This window comes from Achromobacter sp. ACRQX (assembly GCF_022346505.1).
In the GTDB taxonomy this organism is placed as follows: domain Bacteria; phylum Pseudomonadota; class Gammaproteobacteria; order Burkholderiales; family Burkholderiaceae_B; genus Achromobacter; species Achromobacter animicus.
In genome coordinates, this window is sequence record NZ_JAKRML010000002.1 from 326,451 (window position 1) to 344,586 (window position 18,136).

The window sequence follows — 18,136 nt, forward strand, 5'->3', positions numbered from 1 at the left end:
GGGATTCACTGCGCCGGGTACGAGCCCAGCACTTTGAGGTAGGCAACCTGCGCCTGCAGGGCCGCCAGGGCACGCTCGACATTCGGGTCGTTCCGGTGGCCCAGGACGTCGACGTAGAAATAGTATTCCCACTGGCCCGTACGCGCGGGGCGCGACTCGAAGCGCGTCATCGACACGCCGTTGGCGGCCAGGGGCGCCAGCATTTCATAGACGGCGCCCGCGCGGTTCGGCACCGCCAGGATCAGGCTGGTCTTGTCCTTGCCGCTGACCAGGGGCTCGATGTTGCCGATTGCCAGAAAGCGGGTGCGGTTGTGCGGGTCATCCTGGATGCCGGCGGCGACAATCTGCAGGTTCCAGGCGGGCGCAGCCACTTCGCCGGCAATGGCCGCGATGCTCGCATCCGACGCGGCGGCGCGCGCTGCTTCGGAATTGCTGGAGGCGGCCACGCGCTCGACGTCGGGATAGTTGCGCGTCAGCCAACCCTGGCACTGGGCCAGCGCCTGCGGGTGCGCGGAAATGGTCTTGATGCCGTCCATGCCGCCCGATTGCGACATCAGGCAATGGCGGATGACGAGCGAACGCTCGCCCAGGATCTTGACCGGCGTGTTCAGCAGCAGGTCCAGGCTGCGGTTGACAGCGCCTTCGGTGGAATTTTCCACCGGCACCATGCCCACGTCTGCCTGACCGGCCTCGACAGCCCGGAAGACCTCGTCGAACGAGGCGCAAGGCAGCTTCTGGACCGCATGGCCAAAGTGTTCCAGCGCAGCCTGCTCCGAGAACGAACCCTGCGGTCCCAAAAACGCGACGGTCATGCCGCGCTCCAGGCCCCGGCATGCGGAGATGATTTCGGTCCAGACCGACGCCACGCCGGCGTTCGGGAACGGACCCGGATTGATCTGCTGCAGGCGGCGGATGACCTCGGCTTCGCGTTCGGGACGCAGCACGGGTCCATCGGCGTGCGCGGCATGCTTGGCCTCACCCACTTCGAGCGCGGCGCGCGCGCGCTGCGACAGAAGATCGAGGATCTGCGCATCGAGGTCGTCGATGCGCTTGCGCAGGGGAAGCAGCTTGCGCTGCAGCTCGTCATCCATGGCGGCGCTCGAATTCCTTCAGGTACTCGACCAGCGCCGCCACGCCTTCGAGCGGCAGCGCGTTGTAGATGGAGGCGCGCATGCCGCCCACGCTCTTGTGGCCCTTCAACTGCGTCAGGCCCGCTGCCTCGGCGCCCTTTAGGAAAGCGTCGTTGAGCGACTCGTCATGCAGCACGAACGGCACGTTCATGCGCGAACGCACGGGCGCGTGAATGGGATTGCGGTAGAAGCTGGTGCTGTCCAGGTAGCCATACAGCAGATCGGCCTTCGCCTTGTTGGCGGCTTCCATGCCCGCCACGCCGCCATTGGCCTTGACCCACTTGAACACCAGGCCCGCGATGTAGATCGCAAAGGTGGGCGGGGTGTTGTAGCGCGAGTGTTCGGCCGCCACGTTGGCGTAGTCGAACGCCGAGGGGCAGATCGGCAAGGCCTGGCCAATCAGGTCGCGGCGCGCGATGACCATGGTGACGCCGGCCGGGCCAGCGTTTTTCTGCGCGCCGGCGTACATCATGCCGCAGCGCGACACGTCCATCGGGCGCGACAGGAAATGCGAAGAGGCGTCGATGACCAGGGGCACGTCAGGTGCGCCGAGGTCAGCGGTGTCGGGCCAGTCCAGGAACTCGACGCCGCCAATGGTTTCGTTGCTGCACAGGTGCAGGTAGGCCGATTCCTTGCGCACCTGCCAGGTATCGGCAGGCGGCACCCAGGTCAGCGGCGCCTGTTCGCGGCCGTCGATCTGGGTGGCATGATCGGAACTGGCCGCGATGTGCGTGCTGCCGTAGCGGCCGGCTTCCTTGTACGAACGCTTGGACCAATGGCCCGTCACGACGAAATCCGCGGCTGGGGCGCCGCGGCGTCCCATGAGATTCATGGGAACGATGGCGTTTTCCCCGGAACCGCCGCCTTGCATGAACATGACGGCGTAATCGGCCGGCAGGCCCAGCAAGTCGCGCAGATCGGACTCTGCTTCATCGCAGATCTGCACGAAATGCTTGCCGCGATGGCTCATTTCCATCACGGACATGCCGCTGCCGTGCCAGTCCAGCATTTCTGCAGCGGCTTGCTGCAGCACCACCTCGGGCAAGACCGAGGGGCCGGCCGAGAAGTTCCAGGGGCGGGCCATTATTGCTCCGTAGGTTCCGTCGAATCTGCTGCGTCGTTGCTGTCGTCGCCACCGGTTTGCTGGCCGTCTTCGTCCAGTTCGCCGTCATCGTCCGCGTCGCTTTCGACGACACGGCGCACGCCGGACAGCGTGCTGCCGTCGTCGACGTTGATCAGCGTGACGCCCTGCGTCGCACGGCCCATTTCGCGGATTTCCGCGACACGGGTGCGCACCAGGACGCCGCCGGTGGTGATGAGCATGATCTCATCGGTAGGCGTGACCAGCACCGCGCCCACCACCTTGCCGTTACGCGAGGTGGTCTGGATGGCGATCATGCCCTTCGTGCCGCGGCCATGGCGCGTGTACTCCGCGATCGGCGTGCGCTTGCCGTAGCCGTTTTCCGTGGCGGTCAGCACCGTCTGCGTTTCGTCGCCGGCGACCAGCAGCGCGATGACCGTCTGCGTGTCCTCGAGCATCATGCCGCGCACGCCGCGGGCGTTACGGCCCATCGGACGCACGTCGTTTTCGTCGAAGCGCACGGCCTTGCCGGCGTCCGAGAACAGCATGACGTCGTGCTTGCCGTCGGTGAGATCCGCGCCAATCAGGTAGTCGCCATCGTCAAGGTCGACGGCGATGATGCCGGCCTTGCGCGGGTTGGAGAAGTCGGACAGCGGGGTCTTCTTGACCGTGCCGCGCGAGGTCGCCATGAAGACATAGTGGTCTTCGCTGAATTCCTTGACCGGCAGCACCACCGTGATCTTCTCGCCGTCGGCCAGCGGGAACATGTTGACGATCGGCTTGCCGCGCGAGTTACGCGTGCCTTGCGGCACTTCCCAGACCTTCAGCCAGTACACACGGCCACGGTTCGAGAAGCACAGCAGGAAGTCGTGCGTGTTGGCGATGAAGAGCTGGTCGATCCAGTCGTTTTCCTTCATGGCCGTGGCCTGCTTGCCGCGCCCGCCACGCTTTTGCGAGCGGTACTCGGACAGCGGCTGGCTCTTGATGTAGCCGCCGTGCGACAGCGTCACGACCATGTCGGTCGGCGTGATCAGGTCTTCGGTATCGAGTTCCGTCGCGTTCAGTTCGATTTCCGAACGGCGCGAGTCCTTGGCGCCAGTCGAGAACTCGGCCTTGATGGCCTGCAGCTCTTCGCTGATGATCGTCGTGATGCGCTCCGGACGGGCCAGGATGTCCAGCAGGTCGGCGATGGTGGACATGATGTCCTTGTACTCGCCAACAATCTTGTCCTGCTCCAGCCCGGTCAGGCGTTGCAGGCGCATGTTCAGGATTTCCTGGGCCTGCGTATCGCTCAGGCGATACAGGCCGTCGCCCTGAAGACCGAACTCGACGCCCAGATCGTCCGGACGGAAAGCCGCGCGGCCGCCCGGCGTGTCGCCGTCGGCGCGCGACAGCATTTCACGCACCAGCGACGAGTCCCAGGACTTCGCCATCAGTTCCTGACGGGCGACAGGAGGAGTCGGGGCCGCCTTGATGATCGCGATGAAATCGTCGATGTTTGCCAGCGCCACCGCCAGGCCTTCCAGCACGTGGCCGCGCTCGCGGGCCTTGCGCAACTGGAAAACCGTGCGGCGCGTGACCACTTCCCGGCGATGCTGCAGGAAGTAGTCGATCATCTGCTTCAGGTTGAGCAGGCGGGGCTGGCCGTCGACCAGCGCCACCAGGTTCATCCCGAAGGTGTCCTGCAGCTGGGTGTTCTTGTAGAGGTTGTTCAGCACGACCTCGGGCACTTCGCCGCGCTTGAGCTCGATGACAAGGCGCATGCCGTCCTTGTCCGACTCGTCGCGGATGTCGGAGATGCCTTCGATCTTCTTGTCGTTGACCAGCTCTGCGATGCGTTCCTGCAGCGTCTTCTTGTTGACCTGGTAGGGAATCGCGTCGATCACGATCGCCTGGCGATTGCCCTTCTCCATGTCTTCGAAGTGCGTCTTGGCGCGCATGATGACGCGGCCGCGACCCGTGCGATAGCCTTCGCGCACGCCGGACATGCCATAGATGATGCCGCCCGTGGGGAAGTCCGGCGCCGGGATGAGCTCGATCAGCTCATCGACCGTGCACGCCGGATTGCGCAGGCAGTACAGGCAGCCGTCGACCACTTCCTGGAGGTTGTGCGGCGGAATGTTGGTCGCCATGCCCACCGCGATGCCGGAGCTGCCGTTGACCAGCAGGTTGGGCAGGCGCGACGGCAGCAGCAGCGGTTCCTGTTCGCTGCCGTCGTAGTTGGGTCCGAAGTCGACGGTTTCCTGGTCGATGTCGGCCAGGAGTTCGTGGGCGATCTTGGCCAGGCGGATTTCGGTGTAACGCATCGCCGCGGCGTTGTCGCCGTCGATGGAACCGAAGTTGCCCTGGCCGTCGACCAGCATGTAGCGCATGGAGAAATCCTGCGCCATGCGGACAATGGTGTCGTACACGGACTGGTCGCCGTGGGGGTGGTACTTACCGATGACGTCCCCGACGATACGCGCTGACTTCTTGTAGGCGCGGTTCCAGTCGTTGTTCAGCTCGTGCATCGCGTAGAGCACGCGCCGGTGGACAGGCTTCAAGCCGTCCCGCACATCCGGTAGCGCCCGACCGACGATCACGCTCATCGCGTAATCGAGGTAACTGCGGCGCATCTCTTCTTCCAGCGATACCGGAAGCGTCTCCTTGGCAAAGGAATCCATATATATAACGACAGAATCGTGTAAGGAGGAACCCGGGCCGGGTAAACAGGAAATTCTATCATTCGATTGGGGGACCGGTCCGATGGGCCGTCCGAAGGCGCCGCTAGCGGGCCGCGACGGACCGATCAGAAACGCCGCCCGGCCACGCCCACCCGCGCCCTGCGGCCCTGTTGTCAAAAACCAACATGGGAAACGGCAGGAGTGCCGAAAACGTCATATCCAGCATTAATGCGCCTGTCCAGGGAAGCCAAAGCCCCCCAAATGCCTTAAGATTGTTTCCAGCACGCAGGAAACCCAGTAGCTATTCCTTTGAACCAGCTCTTGGCGTTGCTATACTGGCCCCGTTTTCCTGATATGCGGCGGGGGTTCGCTGCGAGTCACTTATCCAGCTTCAAGCTCAACGAGGAGAAACATGAACAAACCCTCCAAATTCGCTCTGGCGCTCGCCTTCGCCGCCGTCACGGCCTCTGGTGTAGCTTCCGCGCAAACCGTGGACAACTGGCGCAACCCGTTCGGTAACGTTTGGAAGAACGGCACGAACGAACTGTGCTGGCGCGATGCCTTCTGGACCCCGGCCACCGGTATCCCCGGTTGCGACGGCGTCCCGGTTGCCCAACAGAAGGCGAAGCCGGCCCCGATGGCGGCAAAGGTCGTGTTCAATGCTGACACGTTCTTCGACTTCGACAAGTCGACCCTGAAGCCCGAAGGTCGCCAACTGCTGCAGCAAGTCGCTCAGCAAGCCAGCACCATCGATCTGGAAACGATCATCGCCGTCGGCCACACCGACTCGATCGGTACCGAACAGTACAACCAGAAGCTGTCCGAGCGCCGCGCCGCTTCGGTCAAGGCTTACCTGGTCAGCCTGGGCATCGACCCCAACCGTATCTACACGGAAGGCAAGGGCGAACTGCAGCCGATCGCTTCCAACAAGACGAAGGAAGGCCGCGCCCAGAACCGTCGCGTTGAGATCGAAATCGTGGGTAGCCGCAAGTAATTGCCGGACTAGCTACAATAAGGGGGCCTCGCATAGCGAGGCCCTTTTTTTCGCCTGCGATGCACCCCTCTGGTGCATCGGCAAGCCCCTTCCTCGCCTAGCGCGCTGGACCCCTCTATATATAGAGCAGCCTTACGCCGGACCGCCCATGAACACGCAAACTCACGACACCGCGCAAGCCTCCGTCAACGCCGATCAGGCCGAAATCGACAAGTTCAGCGCCTTGGCCAGCCGCTGGTGGGACCCCGAAAGCGAGTTCAAGCCGCTGCACGCCATCAATCCGCTGCGGCTGGAGTGGATTCAGGAATGCGCAGGCAGCCTGGCCGGCCGCAAGGTGCTGGATGTAGGTTGCGGCGGCGGCATTCTGTCGGAAGCGATGGCCCGGAGCGGCGCCGATGTAACCGGCATCGACCTGGCCGACAAGTCCCTGAAGATCGCGCGCCTGCATGGCCTGGAATCGGGCGTGAAGGTGGAATACCGCAAGGTGCCCGTCGAGGAGCTGGCTGCCGAGCAGCCGGGCCAGTACGACGTGGTGACCTGCATGGAAATGCTGGAGCACGTGCCGGATCCGGCCTCGATCGTGCGCGCCTGCTCGACGCTGGTGAAACCCGGCGGCTGGGTGTTCTTTTCGACGTTGAACCGCAACGCCAAGTCGTTCGTGTTCGCGATCATCGGCGCGGAGTACGTCCTGCGCCTCCTGCCCCGCGGCACCCACACCTACGACCAGTTCATCAAGCCCAGCGAGCTGTCGGCGGCGGCGCGCGGCGCGGCCTTGGAACCGGTGAGCATGCGCGGCATGGAATACAACCCGATCACCCAGATCTACTCGCTGACTTCCGACACCTCGGTCAACTATCTGATGGCAACCCGTAAATGAGCGCCCTGATCCTGTTCGATTTCGACGGCACCCTGGCCGACACCGCCCCCGACCTGGCAGCCGCCGCGAACCGTCAGCGCACCCGCCGCGGCCTGGAGCCGATGGCATACGAGGCGCTGCGTCCCGTGGCATCTCAGGGCGCGCGCGGACTGTTGCGCGTCGCGCTGAACCTGCAACCGGGCGACGCGGACTATGAGCCCACCCGCCTGCAGTTTCTGGAAGACTACGCCGCCAGCTCGACGGTGCACAGCAAGCTGTTCCCCGGGATCGAAGACCTGCTGGCCGACATCCGCAACCGTGGCATGTCCTGGGGCATCGTCACCAACAAGGTCACCTACCTGACCTTGCCGATCGTCGAATTCCTGGACCTGACGCGCGATAGCGCCGTACTGGTCTGCGGCGACACCACCGCCCACGCCAAGCCGCATCCCCTGCCCTTGCAGCACGCCGCGCGCGAAGCGGGTTTTGAGACCGACCGCTGCGTCTATGTCGGCGATGACCTGCGCGATATCCAGGCCGCCCACGCGGCGGGCATGCCCGCCGTGGCCGCGGCCTATGGCTACGTCGGCGAAGACGACAACGTCATTGCCTGGCAGGCTGAAACCTGCGCGAATTCGCCAGAGGAACTCTGGTCCGCCATCGAGCCGCTGCTGCCCCGCGACTTGCGCTAAATGTCGGGGATGGGTCGTTTGCCCGTCCGCCCCGCCTTGGTCACGCCCCCGCCTTGGTCACGCCCCGCCTTCGGTGATGACGCACCTTCCAGCGCGGCATCCTCGCTGATGACGCCGCAGCGGCCCGCGATTGTTGGGCCGAATTAGTGCAGCAGGCCGAACAATCTATCCGGATGCCGGGGGTTTATCCGGCCGGCGATCTCCCCTAAAGTGTGAACCGTGCATCGCGATCCGGGGTTGTCCGGATCGCTCCGTTTCCGGCTCATGCCGGCGTTGCAGCCTCCCGCAGGCGGCGACGACATCTCCGTGCTGGCGGACCTCCGCGTCCCGCCGCACCGTGCCCGCTACGTTGACGCGGCGCACGCCCGACCTTTTGACCTTGCCTTCAACTCCCTGCCCGCGCGGCGCCATCCGGCCTCGCGTCCAAGGAATGCCTATGCTTTTGCCCATCCTGCTACTTTCCGCCGCCGGCTTCACCATCCTGACCACCGAGTTCCTGATCGTGGGGCTGCTGCCCGGCCTTGCCCGCGATCTGGACGTGACCGTTTCCCAGGCAGGCTTGCTGGTGACGCTGTTTGCCTTCACGGTCGCGGCGACCGGCCCCCTGCTCACCGCCCTGATGGCCAACATGGAACGCAAGCGCCTGTTCATCGGGGTGCTGGTGCTGTTTGGCCTGTCCAACGCGCTGGCCGCCGTGGCGCCCAACATCTGGATCATGGCGATCGCCCGCTTTGTGCCGGCGCTGGCCCTGCCGGTGTTCTGGTCGCTGGCCAGCGCCACCGCCGTCGAACTGGTGGGCCCCGCGCGCGCCGGACGCGCCATTTCGACGGTGGCGTTCGGCATCGTGGCCGCCACGGTGTTCGGCATTCCGATCGGTGTGCTGATCTCGGACGCGTTCGGGTGGCGCGCCGCGTTCTGGGTGCTGTCCGTGGTGGCGTTTGCCAAGGCCCTGCTGCTATTACTGACCTTCCCCAGCACGCGCATCCGCGCCGACAGCGTGCGCCTCGTCACGCAGCTGCGGATCCTGCGCAAACCCATCGTTGTGAGCCATGTGGTGCTGTCGCTGCTGGTTTTCACCGGCATGTTTACGGCCTATACCTATCTTGCCGACATGCTGGAGCGGCTGGGCGGCTTTGACGGCGAGACCGTCGGCTGGACGATGATGGCGTTTGGCGCCGTCGGGCTGGTGGGCAACACGCTGGGCGGACGCCTGGTGGACCGCAGCCCGCTCGGCGCCACGGCGCTGTTCTCGTCGCTGATGGCGGTTGGCTTGGCGTTCGTCGCGCCGGTCATGCAATCGCACGGCCTGCTGGCCGTCGCGCTGGGCATCTGGGGAATCGCGCAGGCCGCACTTTTCATCGTCTGCCACGTACGGCTGATGAAGTCCGCCCCCGAGGCGCCCGCGTTTGCCGCGTCGCTGAACATCTCCGGCGCGAACATCGGCATCGGCCTGGGCGCGGTGGTTGGCGGACATGTGATCGACCACTACGGCCTGGCGACGCTGGGTGGCGCCGCGGCCGTCATCGTGGCGGTTTCCGTCGGGCTGGCCGCACTGATGATGGCGGCGTCCCGGGGCCGGCGGCAATCCAAGGCGGCGTGCGCCAACGCGGCCTGACGCCAAGCTTGTCTCGCCCCCGCCACGCTTGACACCGCTTGGGTTTACAGGATGGCAGGCGCTTGCATTTGCAGTACAATGGAACGTCTTGGGGCCGATCCGGATTCGACGTGGGTCGCGAAACAACTCAGGGCATGCCGAGCACCAGTACGCTCGTTAAACCACTGGAACACTACAAACGCCAACGACGAGCGTTTCGCTCTCGCCGCTTAAGCGGTGAGCCGCTGCACTGATCTGTCCTTGGGTCAGGCGGAGGAAGGCAACTTCCTAGGGGGGTAACCCTCGAACCGCAGCAGCGACATTCACAAGGAATCGGTCTGCGCTGGGGTCACACGGCTCAGATTTAAATTACGTGAATCGCTTTGGTCCGGCCTGTCGGTTGGCTAAGTCCAAAGTTAAAACCAAATAAATCGACTACGCATGTAGAACTGGTTGCGGAGGGCTTGCGGACGGGGGTTCAATTCCCCCCGGCTCCACCAAATTCCGTTCAGCAACGTCAGCTGAAACCAAAAATCCTCAAGGGTGCAGACCCTTGAGGATTTTTTTCGTCTGGGTCACTGCCGGTTCACCCAGTCCTGGGCTCCTTCGATGAACCAGGGGAGATTCAGGCGTTCGCCCTCGCCCGATTGAATCGTCAGGCGCTGGCCGGACGGGTTGGCGTTGTTGTTGGAACCCGCCGGCGAATCCAGCGGCCGGCTGCGGTAGTCCACGTTGTTTCGCGGTTGCTGCGGGGTCTCTGCGCAGGCGGCGAGGGCTGCGATGGCCGCCCCGGCGAGCAGCAGGCGCAGCGCTGCGTGATGAATCTTCATGGTGTTCGGTTCCTGCTGGCGGCACAGGCCGGCGTGCCAGGCGAAACGGCCTTTCCCGTACCTTACTCGCATTAGGGTGGCCGCGTCAGGCAGCTCCGGTCGCCTGGCCGCCCACGTCAGCCTTCCCCCCTCCCACCGAAGCAGGTCGGGCGCGGGCGCGGGCCTCCCAGGTCAGAACTGATACTTCAGCGTCAGCATGGCGTGGCGGGTAGGCGCGTAAATCCCGGTGTAGAAGGTGGTGTCCAGCCCCTGCAGGTATTTCTTGTCGAACACGTTGTTCAGGTTCAGCGTGGCCGAGAGCTGGCGGTTGAAGTCGTAGCGCGCCATCAGGTTGGCGACGGCGTAGGCGGGCTGCTCGCCCTTGAGGGTGACGCCCGGCAGGGACCAGGTGGTGGCGATGTAGTAGATGCGGCTTTGCCAGTTGACGCCGCCGCCCACGGTCAGGCGGTGCCAGTCGCCGGGCAGGCGGTAGGTGGTCCACAGCTTGGCCATGTGGCGCGGGAAGATGGTTCGGATGGTCCCGCCCTCGCCGTCTTTGGTGATGCTGTAGCTGTAGCTGAGCGCGGCTTGCCAGCCGGGGACCAATTCGCCGTTGAACTCGATATCCAGGCCCGACGTTTTGGCGCCGCTGACGGCGCGGTACGCCGGTTCCCGCACGGTGCCGGGCACGAATTGGCCTTCGTCGACTTCGGCAAGGTTGTCCTGGCGGATCTGATAGAGCGCGATGGCGCTGGTGAGACGGCCGCCAAAGTAGTCGCTCTTCAAGCCGATTTCGTAGTTGTCGCCGGTGCGCGGGTCCAGCACGTTGCCGTTGCGGTCGCGGGCGCTTTGCGGCTTGAAGATGCTGGTGTAGCTGGCGTAGACGGAATGCCGGTCGTTCAGGTCATAGACGATGCCGGCGTAGGGCGTGACAACGCCGCTTTCGCTCATTTCCGTGATCTTGTTGTTTCGCGCCAGCGCGGGCGACGTGTAGATCTGCGAGAGCTTGTAGCGATAGTTGCTGACGCGCGCGCCCACGATGACGGCGAGGTTATCCGTGGGTTTCAGGCGCAGGGCGGAATAGACGCCCTGCTGCTTTTGCCAGCCGTCGTAGTCCATGAGCTTCTGGCCTGACGCGGTAGGCCCTGCAGTGTCGTTGCCCCAGGTGTAAATGTTGACGTCACGGCCTTCGATGTCGTCGTCGGCCGGCTCGTGATAGTTATTGAACTCCGCCCAATTCATTCCCACGACGAACTCGTGCTGCCTTCCCCACAATTCGAATGGTCCGGCCGCCTGCACGTCGAAGCCGGTCTGGCGCTGGCGGGCGCTGCCCAGGCCGCCATAGAACTGCACGCCGTCGCCCGTATTGCGCTCGACGAAACCCCAACTGGCGTCGGCCGACGAAAATTCGCGCTTGCCGTGAAGGTAGTTGCCCGAAAACTTGAGCTTCCAGTCGTTGGCGAACTTGTGCTCGAGGTTGAGGAAGGCGTTGTAGACCTTGAGCTCGTCGGTGTTCCAGCGTGCCCCGGCGTTGTCGGACGCTTTGAAATCGGTCTGCTGACCGTCAGCGTAAAAGAGCGGCAGTCCGGTCGACGACTGTCCGCGCGGATCGTTGTTCTGGTAGTCGATGCCCGCCGTGAGCATTGTGTTCGGCGTAAGGTCGGCCTCCAGCACGCCGTAGAAAACCGTCTTGTTTTCCTTGTAGTAGTCGATATGCGTGTTGCCCTGCTCGTGCGCAGCGACGAAGCGGCCGCGCAAGGTGCCGGCGTCGTTGATCGGCCCGCCCACGTCCAGTTCGCCGCGGCCGCGGCCCCAGGTGCCTGCGCCCACGCTGGCATATCCCAGGAATTCGCGCGTGGGCTTCTTGCGGATGAGGTTGACGGTGCCCGAGGGATCGCCCGCCCCCGTCATCAGCCCCGTTGCGCCGCGCAGGACCTCGACGCGGTCATAGATTGCCAGGTCCGTCTGGCTCTGCGGGATGTTCTGCGACACGATGTCGGTCGCGGTCAGGACGCCATCAAACTGATAGTTATCGATGTTGTAGCCGCGCGAAAGAATCGAGAACCGTCCTGTGCCGATGTTCTGCACCGAGATGCCAGGCGTGCGGTCCAGCAGCGCCTCGATGCTGTCGACGCCCTCGTCCTCGATGCGCTGGCGCGTCATGACGCTGATGGTCTGCGGCGTCTCGCGCTGGGTGAGCGGCAGGCCGGTGGCGAAGGACAAGGGGCCGGTCATGGCGTAGCTGTTCGAACCCTCCGTGGCGCCAAAGCCGTCGGCTTGGACGGTGACGGGCGCCAGCGTGGCCACACCGCCAGCGGGCGCCGCGCGGTGCAGCACATAACTGCCGCCCTCTGCCGGCGATGCGGCCAGGCCGGTGCCCGCCAGCAAGGCATTCAACGCGGCGCTCGGGTCCAGGTCGCCCGACACGCCCGGGCTTTGCTTGCCCTGCGCGAGTTCGCCGGCGCCGGCGACCAGCACGCCTGACTCGCTGGCAAAGCGGGCGAGCACCGTGCTCAACGAGCCAGCGGGAATGTCGTAATGCCGCGTCGCGGTCGCGGCGGGTTGTTGAGCTGCCGCGGACTGCGCGGCAGCGTCCGGCGCGTTGACCGCCAGGACCGCCACGCCACCCGCGATCGCCAATTGCACGACACGCGCCGAGCAGGTCAGGCGGGAACTGCCCGCGAGGCGGCGGAATGAGTGGGGCGGCCGCTTAGCGGCAAGGACTGAATGACGGGGCATGACGAACTGGGTTCCGATGAGGTTTATCGACGAGCCGTGCGATTGAATTCGCTCTCATTAGGGGGATCGAACGAGAACCTCAAAAGCGGAACCGGGCGGGAGAAAAATTGTTGCGATGCCGTGCGAATCGCGATGAATCGCGGACGGGCGGGCGGCGGGAAAGGGTGAGGATCGCGTCAGCGGCTGCCGACCGGACCGCCTCGCGGCTGGATGCTGACCCACCACGGCAAGGTCCGCTGGATGCGGATGGGCAGAACGCCTTCCAGCATGGCCAGCGCCCGATCGGGGTCGGTGGCCGGATAGCTGCCGATGACCGGCAGGTTGGCGATCTCGGGCGCCACGCGCAGCACGCCGCCGCGATAGCGCTGCAGCTCGCTGGCGACATCCGCCAGCGGCGTGTTGTTGGTGACCAGGATGCCGCGCGACCAGGCCTCGCGCGCGGGGTCGGCAGATTGCGTGGCGGCCAGCGCTGCATCCGTGAAGCGCGTCTGCTCGCCCGTCTGGATAACGCGCGTGCTGCCCGTGACGGCGGTGCGCGCTTCGACGGCGCCCTTGTAGACCGCCACCAGCGTCTCGTCGCCGTCGAGCCGCACAGTGAATCGCGTGCCGAGGGCGCGCACCCTGCCCTGCGGGGTATCGACGACAAACGGGCGAGCGGGATCGGCCGCGGTCTGTATCAGTATTTCGCCTGCTAAGAGGCGAAGCCGGCGCAGGCCGCCGCTGTAATCCTCGTCGAAGGCGCTGCCGGTGCCGAGCCAGACGACGGAACCGTCAGCCAGTTCGTTCTGCCGGACCTCGCCGGTGGCGCTGCGGTGATCGGCCGCCCAGGCCAGCACCACGCCGGGCAGCGGCGTGAGGCGCCACGCCGCCAGTCCGGACAGGCCCGTGCCGGCCAGCGCCGCCAGGCCGAACAACATCTGACGCCGCCGCGCCATGCGGCTATTGGCCATGCAATAGCCCTTGGCGGCGGCGTCGCGGCCGGGGCTGGACTGGACGGGTTGGAACTGGCTGCTGATGCGCTCGACGTAGCCCCAGGCGGTCCGGTTTTCCTGCGCGCGTTCAAGCCAGGACTGCCAGCGCCGGCGCTCGTCGGGCGTGGCCTCGCCGGAGCGCAGCAGCGCAAACCATTCGGCAGCCTGCTCAAGCGCCTGGTGCGTGGGCTCGACGGCGGATTGCACCGAGGTCATGTTGCGCCTCGAACACGGAAATCCCAGCCTGTCATGCCGAACCGGTCCCCACGGGCGCGGCCGAATTCACATGGATCGGCGGTTCGATGGCCACCGACCGCGCCTCCAGCATCAGGCAGTGCAGCATGGCCTGGGCGACGTACTTGCGAACCATTCGGGTGGACACACCCAGCTCCTGCGCCACTTCCTTGTCGGACATCTCGCACGCGACCGCCATGACGAAAGCATTGGCGGCTTTGACCGGCATGCTGCGCAGCATGCCGTCGATTTCCAGCAGCGCCTGGATGACGATGACCTGATGTTCAGCCGACGGGGCCACGGCCTCGGGCCGCGCGGCCAGCTCTTCCAGCCACATCTGCTCGATCTGGCGGCGCCGCCACAGGTCCACGCACATGCCGTTGGCCATGGCGCGCAAATACGCCCGAGCCTCGGGAGCGCTGTCGAAGCGGCGCGGCTTCTGGATAAGGCGCACGAAAGCGTCGTGCGCCAGGTCGGCCGCGTCACACGAATTGCCCAGGCGTCGGCGCAACCACCCATGAAGCCATCCGTGATGGTGGGTGTACAGGGATTCGATTTGTGAGGACGGCGCGTCGCTGGCCACGGCGGTAGAAGGACCTCGGGCCATCCTGGGACGCCCGGAAATCTAAATAAGAATTACTCGTGATTATCCGCACAACGGCCCCGTTTTGCAACGCGGCATTTCCGTTGGCGCGAATCGGCGCGTTTAAAGCCCGGCGTTCATAACGGAAATTTATTGTTTCGTGCTTTATCTTGGCAGTTGTAACGGCCACAGGTGAATTGACCCCAAATTCCGGATGAAACCTGCATTTCCCTGTGATGCGATCGCGCGAAGCGAGGCTTTACGACGCACCGGATGCCAGGAAAGCTCGACATATTTCGACACATATTACGAATGCTTTCAAGACAAAATAGCCGCACGAAAATGCCACTGGCGCTGGGGGCCACACCGCCATGAAAGTCCTGTCGATTTTCGGCACGCGTCCCGAAGCCATCAAGATGGCTCCGCTGGTTACCGCGTTGCAAAACGAGCCGCAGATCCAGAGCGTGGTCTGCGTAACCGGGCAGCATCGGGAAATGCTGGATCAAGTGCTGGCGCTCTTCGATTTGAAGGCGCAGCACGACCTGGACATCATGGTGCCCAACCAGACGTTGAATGGTCTGTACGCCCGGTTGATCAGCCGCGTGGATGGCGTGCTGGAAGCGGAGAAGCCGGACTGCGTGCTGGTGCATGGCGACACGAGTACCGCGTCGGCGTGTGCGCTGGCCTCGTTCCATCGCCGCGTGCGCATCGGGCACGTCGAGGCCGGGCTGCGCACCGGCAACCTCGCAATGCCGTTTCCCGAGGAAATGAACCGCCGCGTCGTCGACGCAATTGGCGACCTGCTGTTCGCTCCCACCGCGGAGTCGCGCGGCAATCTGTTGCGCGAAAACCTGGCGGGCCGCATCACGGTGACCGGCAACACGGTGATCGACGCCCTGGCGATGACCTGCGCCAAGCTGACCGCCGGCAGCGCGCTGAGCCGCATGCTGCAGACCCGCTACGCATGGCTGGACCCGAACCGCCGGCTGCTGCTGGTGACGGGTCACCGGCGTGAGAGCTTTGGCGAGGGCTTTCGCAACATTTGCGCGGCGCTGGCGGATCTGGCGCGGCGCGCCGACCTGCAGATCGTGTACCCCGTCCACCTGAACCCCCAGGTGCGTGGCGTGGTGATGGCAGAGCTGTCCGGGCTGGCCAACGTGCATTTGATCGACCCGCTGGATTACCTGGATTTCGTGTGGTTCATGCAGCGCGCGCACCTGATCCTGACTGACTCGGGCGGGGTCCAGGAAGAGGCGCCCTATCTGGGCAAGCCGGTGCTGGTGATGCGCGACGTCACCGAGCGGCCCGAAGCGGTGCGGGCTGGCACGGTGGCGCTGGTGGGCACCGATACGCGCCGCATCGTCACCGAAGTGCACCGCCTGCTTGATGACCCCGCGCTGCACAGCGCCTTCTCGCGGCGAATCAATCCGTACGGCGACGGCAAGGCCAGCCAGCGCATTGTCGATGCGCTCTGCGGCCGCGCCGTTTCGGAATTCGCTCCCCACGCTGCCGCCCACTCCTCCCTCTGACTTCTGCCGCGATGCCTATCTTGCCTGGAGCTTTCATGCCCTCCTCCTTACAAGCCACCGATGTCCGTACGTTGTGCCGCGCCCTGCTCGCGGCGGGGCTGCTGGCGCCGCTGGCCGCGCTGGCCAGTCCGGCCGGCGACGCGCTGCGCCGGCTGCAGAGCGACGACATGGTGACGCGCAGCACCACGCTGGAAGACCTGGGCATCAACGAGCCCGTCGTCCTGTCCAACAGCGATGCGCGGCAGGAGTTCTATCTGCCGGTGCCGCGTGGTGTGCCGGTCACGGACGCGCGGCTGGATTTCGACGCGCGCTACACCAAGGGCGAGCCGGGCCGGACCAGCATGGTGCTGTGGCTGGACGGCGTGCCGCAAACGGCGCAGCGCGTCGCCGATGGCGAAGGCTCGGCCAGCCGGACGCTCGCCGTCGAACGCCGCACGCGAGAGTCGGGTTTCTTGCGCTTGGGCGTGGACTGGCAGTCCGACATCGCGCTGCGCCACTGCGAAAGCAACCGCGCCACGGGCAATGCCCTGACGATCTCGCCGCAGACGCGGCTGAGCTACCGCTATGACGCGTCGGCAATCAACAGCCTGGACGACGCCTGGGGCTCGCTGCCGGGCAAGCCCGTGTTGATGGTCGCCAGCCGCAAGCTGGACCAGCAGGCCTTCGACAGCGCCTGGCGCCTGGGCGTGGCAATGGAGCGCAGCGGCAAGCGCGTGGCGGTCCGGGCCTTCCCGGCGGTGGGCGAAGCGGTCGACACGCGCGGTCTGCAGGCCCCGGCCGGACTGGGACAGGTGCCGGCGTTTGCCGCGCTGACCGGCAAGGAAACGCACAAGCTCGCCAACCCCGCCGAGATCGGCGCCCTGCTGGTGATGGGCGCGCCGGCCGTCGCCGGAGACGTGGTGATTGCCGATGCCGCGCTCAGCACTAAATACAACGAAGCGCTGGACGCGCTGCAGGCGCAGCTTGCGTCCGATCCCGATGCAGCGGACGCCTTCAAGGCGTGGCGCCAGCAGCGCATGCCGCTGGCGGGCGCCGGCCTGGCGTCCAAGGAGATCCGCCTGGTGTCGCTGGGCCGCCAGGCGGTGATCGCCGTCGCGGCCGACGCGGGCGCGCAAGGCGCCGGCGTTTTCGACACGGCCTGGCGCCGCATCCTGGCAAGCCGCCAGGTGCAGGTGCAGACCGCCCTCCCCCCGCAGTCCATGCAGGATGGCGGCGTGCGCCTGTCGACGCTGGGCGGCTCGTCGGCGAGCTTTGACGTGGTGGCGCGCGGGGACTGGAACGCGTCGTTTCCGCTGGCCGCCGTGACTACCGACGGCCGCGTGCCGGATGAACTGATCATGGACGTGGCGGCCGCGCCCGGGGCCTCATCCACGCGCCCGGTGGCATCCGTCTTCTGGAACGGCATCCTGTTGGGCGCCAAGCAGTTGGAAGCCGACGGCCGGCCCGAACGGCTGACGGCGCGGGTGCCCGGCTATGCACTGGGCGTGACGAACGCGGTGCGCGTGACCTTCCAGCGCCAGCCCGTGTCGGTGGACTGCAACGAGATTCCGCAGGGCTATCCCGTGAACGTGCTGCCGACCAGCTACGTGAAGCCCGGCAAGGCGCAGCCCGACGGCACGTTCGTGGGACTCTTGCCGCTGATGGCGGGGTCGCCGCAGGTGCTGATTCCGGACAGCTATCTGGCCGACGCGCCCGACAACATCAAGCGCGTCATCGGCATCGCCGCGGCCAGCGGCGTGTCGGCCACGCGTGCGGAGCTGTCGGTGTCGCCCGCCGGCCAGGCCGTCAAGCCGGCCCGCGCGTTCCTGGCGATGGAGTTGCCGGTCGACGGCGCCAAGCCCGCCGTTCAGGTCAATGAACGCAAGCAGCTCAAGGTGGCCGGCAAGGACACGACGTTGCTGGACATCTCGGGGCTGACGCAATTGAGCACCGCGGAAGTCGTCAGCGCGGGCGGCCAGGAGGGCGTGCTGTGGCACACGCTGGGCGAGCAGCCCGGCATGACCGATGCGCCGTTTGTGCTGAATCGCGGCAACATCGCGATCATCGGCGCGGCGGGGCCTGTGGCGTGGATCGACAGCGCCAACCCCGACGCGAGCCACCCGCCGGGCGCGGGGGAAAGCGCCTTCTTCGAATGGCGGCGCTACATCTCGTGGAGCGTGCCGGCCATCAGCATCAGCCTGCTGGTGCTGCTTCTGTTCCTGATCTTCGCCATGCGCGTCGCCCGCAGGAAGCGCAAGGATCCCCATTAAGGCCACGGCGTC

13 protein-coding genes and 1 other RNA gene are annotated in these 18,136 nt (G+C 65.6%); 7 read left to right on the plus strand and 7 right to left on the minus strand.

Annotation, left to right across the window (positions count from 1 at the left end):
• Nucleotides 1–5: 5 nt before the first annotated feature.
• Genes pheA through gyrA form a run of 3 tightly spaced genes read right to left on the minus strand, consistent with a single transcriptional unit; the run spans nt 6 to nt 4,874 of the window.
• A complete protein-coding gene (gene pheA / locus MHZ91_RS03415) occupies nt 6–1,091 on the minus strand; it encodes a prephenate dehydratase (RefSeq protein ID WP_175122837.1) in 1,086 nt (361 codons plus the stop codon).
• Nucleotides 1,084–2,214 (minus strand): 3-phosphoserine/phosphohydroxythreonine transaminase, encoded by a 1,131-nt coding sequence (serC, locus tag MHZ91_RS03420; protein WP_239212451.1) that lies wholly within the window; start codon nt 2,212–2,214, stop codon nt 1,084–1,086. The genes pheA and serC overlap by 8 nt, the downstream gene beginning before the upstream one ends.
• The gene (gene gyrA, locus MHZ91_RS03425; protein ID WP_175122839.1) at nt 2,214–4,874 is read right to left on the minus strand and encodes a DNA gyrase subunit A; all 2,661 of its coding nucleotides are present in this window, start codon (nt 4,872–4,874) and stop codon (nt 2,214–2,216) included. The genes serC and gyrA overlap by 1 nt, the downstream gene beginning before the upstream one ends.
• A 412-nt stretch (nt 4,875–5,286) precedes the next feature.
• Here gyrA and ompA point away from each other — a divergent pair, with 412 nt between their 5' ends.
• The 5 genes from ompA (at nt 5,287) to ssrA (ending at nt 9,510) form a co-directional block, all read left to right on the plus strand.
• The gene (gene ompA, locus MHZ91_RS03430) at nt 5,287–5,868 is read left to right on the plus strand and encodes an outer membrane protein OmpA (protein WP_056322232.1); all 582 of its coding nucleotides are present in this window, start codon (nt 5,287–5,289) and stop codon (nt 5,866–5,868) included.
• A gap of 148 nt (nt 5,869–6,016) precedes the next feature.
• A complete protein-coding gene (gene ubiG / locus MHZ91_RS03435; protein WP_105237922.1) occupies nt 6,017–6,745 on the plus strand; it encodes a bifunctional 2-polyprenyl-6-hydroxyphenol methylase/3-demethylubiquinol 3-O-methyltransferase UbiG in 729 nt (242 codons plus the stop codon).
• Nucleotides 6,742–7,416 (plus strand): HAD-IA family hydrolase, encoded by a 675-nt coding sequence (locus MHZ91_RS03440; RefSeq protein ID WP_175122840.1) that lies wholly within the window; start codon nt 6,742–6,744, stop codon nt 7,414–7,416. Before ubiG ends, MHZ91_RS03440 begins: the two co-directional genes overlap by 4 nt.
• Before the next feature lie 436 nt (nt 7,417–7,852).
• Nucleotides 7,853–9,031 carry an MFS transporter gene (locus MHZ91_RS03445; protein ID WP_175122841.1) on the plus strand — a complete coding sequence of 393 codons (1,179 nt, stop codon included), beginning with the start codon at nt 7,853–7,855 and terminating at the stop codon, nt 9,029–9,031.
• Between the two features lie 90 nt (nt 9,032–9,121).
• Nucleotides 9,122–9,510, plus strand: a transfer-messenger RNA (tmRNA) gene (gene ssrA, locus MHZ91_RS03450).
• Nucleotides 9,511–9,585: 75 nt separating this feature from the next.
• Here ssrA and MHZ91_RS03455 read toward each other — a convergent pair.
• The 4 genes from MHZ91_RS03455 to MHZ91_RS03470 all read right to left on the minus strand — a co-directional run bounded on the left by MHZ91_RS03455 (nt 9,586) and on the right by MHZ91_RS03470 (nt 14,370).
• Entirely contained in the window at nt 9,586–9,840 is a 255-nt protein-coding gene (locus MHZ91_RS03455) for a hypothetical protein (protein WP_175122842.1), read from the minus strand.
• A gap of 171 nt (nt 9,841–10,011) precedes the next feature.
• Complete coding sequence (locus MHZ91_RS03460; RefSeq protein WP_239212452.1) at nt 10,012–12,465, minus strand: TonB-dependent siderophore receptor; 2,454 nt, start codon at nt 12,463–12,465, stop codon at nt 10,012–10,014.
• 269 nt (nt 12,466–12,734) lie between these two features.
• Nucleotides 12,735–13,745, minus strand: a complete 1,011-nt coding sequence (locus MHZ91_RS03465) for a FecR domain-containing protein (protein WP_239212453.1) — start codon at nt 13,743–13,745, stop codon at nt 12,735–12,737.
• A 31-nt stretch (nt 13,746–13,776) separates the two neighbouring features.
• Nucleotides 13,777–14,370, minus strand: coding sequence for a sigma-70 family RNA polymerase sigma factor (locus MHZ91_RS03470; protein WP_239212454.1), 594 nt, complete (start codon nt 14,368–14,370; stop codon nt 13,777–13,779).
• A gap of 347 nt (nt 14,371–14,717) precedes the next feature.
• On the opposite strand from MHZ91_RS03470, the gene wecB reads away from it, so the two are divergent.
• Together wecB and MHZ91_RS03480 are read left to right on the plus strand one after the other, a co-directional pair.
• Nucleotides 14,718–15,875, plus strand: coding sequence for a non-hydrolyzing UDP-N-acetylglucosamine 2-epimerase (gene wecB / locus MHZ91_RS03475; protein ID WP_239212460.1), 1,158 nt, complete (start codon nt 14,718–14,720; stop codon nt 15,873–15,875).
• Nucleotides 15,876–15,910: 35 nt separating this feature from the next.
• Entirely contained in the window at nt 15,911–18,124 is a 2,214-nt protein-coding gene (locus MHZ91_RS03480) for a cellulose biosynthesis cyclic di-GMP-binding regulatory protein BcsB (RefSeq protein ID WP_239212469.1), read from the plus strand.
• The last annotated feature ends 12 nt before the right edge of the window (nt 18,125–18,136 follow it).

What these genes read in the sequence shown, in the direction of transcription:
- MHZ91_RS03455 (WP_175122842.1), bottom strand. Translation starts at nt 9,840, where the DNA reads ATGAAGATTCATCACGCAGCGCTGCGCCTGCTGCTCGCCGGGGCGGCC.
- MHZ91_RS03480 (WP_239212469.1), top strand. Translation starts at nt 15,911, where the DNA reads ATGCCCTCCTCCTTACAAGCCACCGATGTCCGTACGTTGTGCCGCGCC.
- MHZ91_RS03445 (WP_175122841.1), top strand. Translation starts at nt 7,853, where the DNA reads ATGCTTTTGCCCATCCTGCTACTTTCCGCCGCCGGCTTCACCATCCTG.
- MHZ91_RS03470 (WP_239212454.1), bottom strand. Translation starts at nt 14,370, where the DNA reads ATGGCCCGAGGTCCTTCTACCGCCGTGGCCAGCGACGCGCCGTCCTCA.
- MHZ91_RS03465 (WP_239212453.1), bottom strand. Translation starts at nt 13,745, where the DNA reads ATGACCTCGGTGCAATCCGCCGTCGAGCCCACGCACCAGGCGCTTGAG.
- gyrA (WP_175122839.1), bottom strand. Translation starts at nt 4,874, where the DNA reads ATGGATTCCTTTGCCAAGGAGACGCTTCCGGTATCGCTGGAAGAAGAG.
- wecB (WP_239212460.1), top strand. Translation starts at nt 14,718, where the DNA reads ATGAAAGTCCTGTCGATTTTCGGCACGCGTCCCGAAGCCATCAAGATG.
- serC (WP_239212451.1), bottom strand. Translation starts at nt 2,214, where the DNA reads ATGGCCCGCCCCTGGAACTTCTCGGCCGGCCCCTCGGTCTTGCCCGAG.
- pheA (WP_175122837.1), bottom strand. Translation starts at nt 1,091, where the DNA reads ATGGATGACGAGCTGCAGCGCAAGCTGCTTCCCCTGCGCAAGCGCATC.
- MHZ91_RS03440 (WP_175122840.1), top strand. Translation starts at nt 6,742, where the DNA reads ATGAGCGCCCTGATCCTGTTCGATTTCGACGGCACCCTGGCCGACACC.
- ompA (WP_056322232.1), top strand. Translation starts at nt 5,287, where the DNA reads ATGAACAAACCCTCCAAATTCGCTCTGGCGCTCGCCTTCGCCGCCGTC.
- ubiG (WP_105237922.1), top strand. Translation starts at nt 6,017, where the DNA reads ATGAACACGCAAACTCACGACACCGCGCAAGCCTCCGTCAACGCCGAT.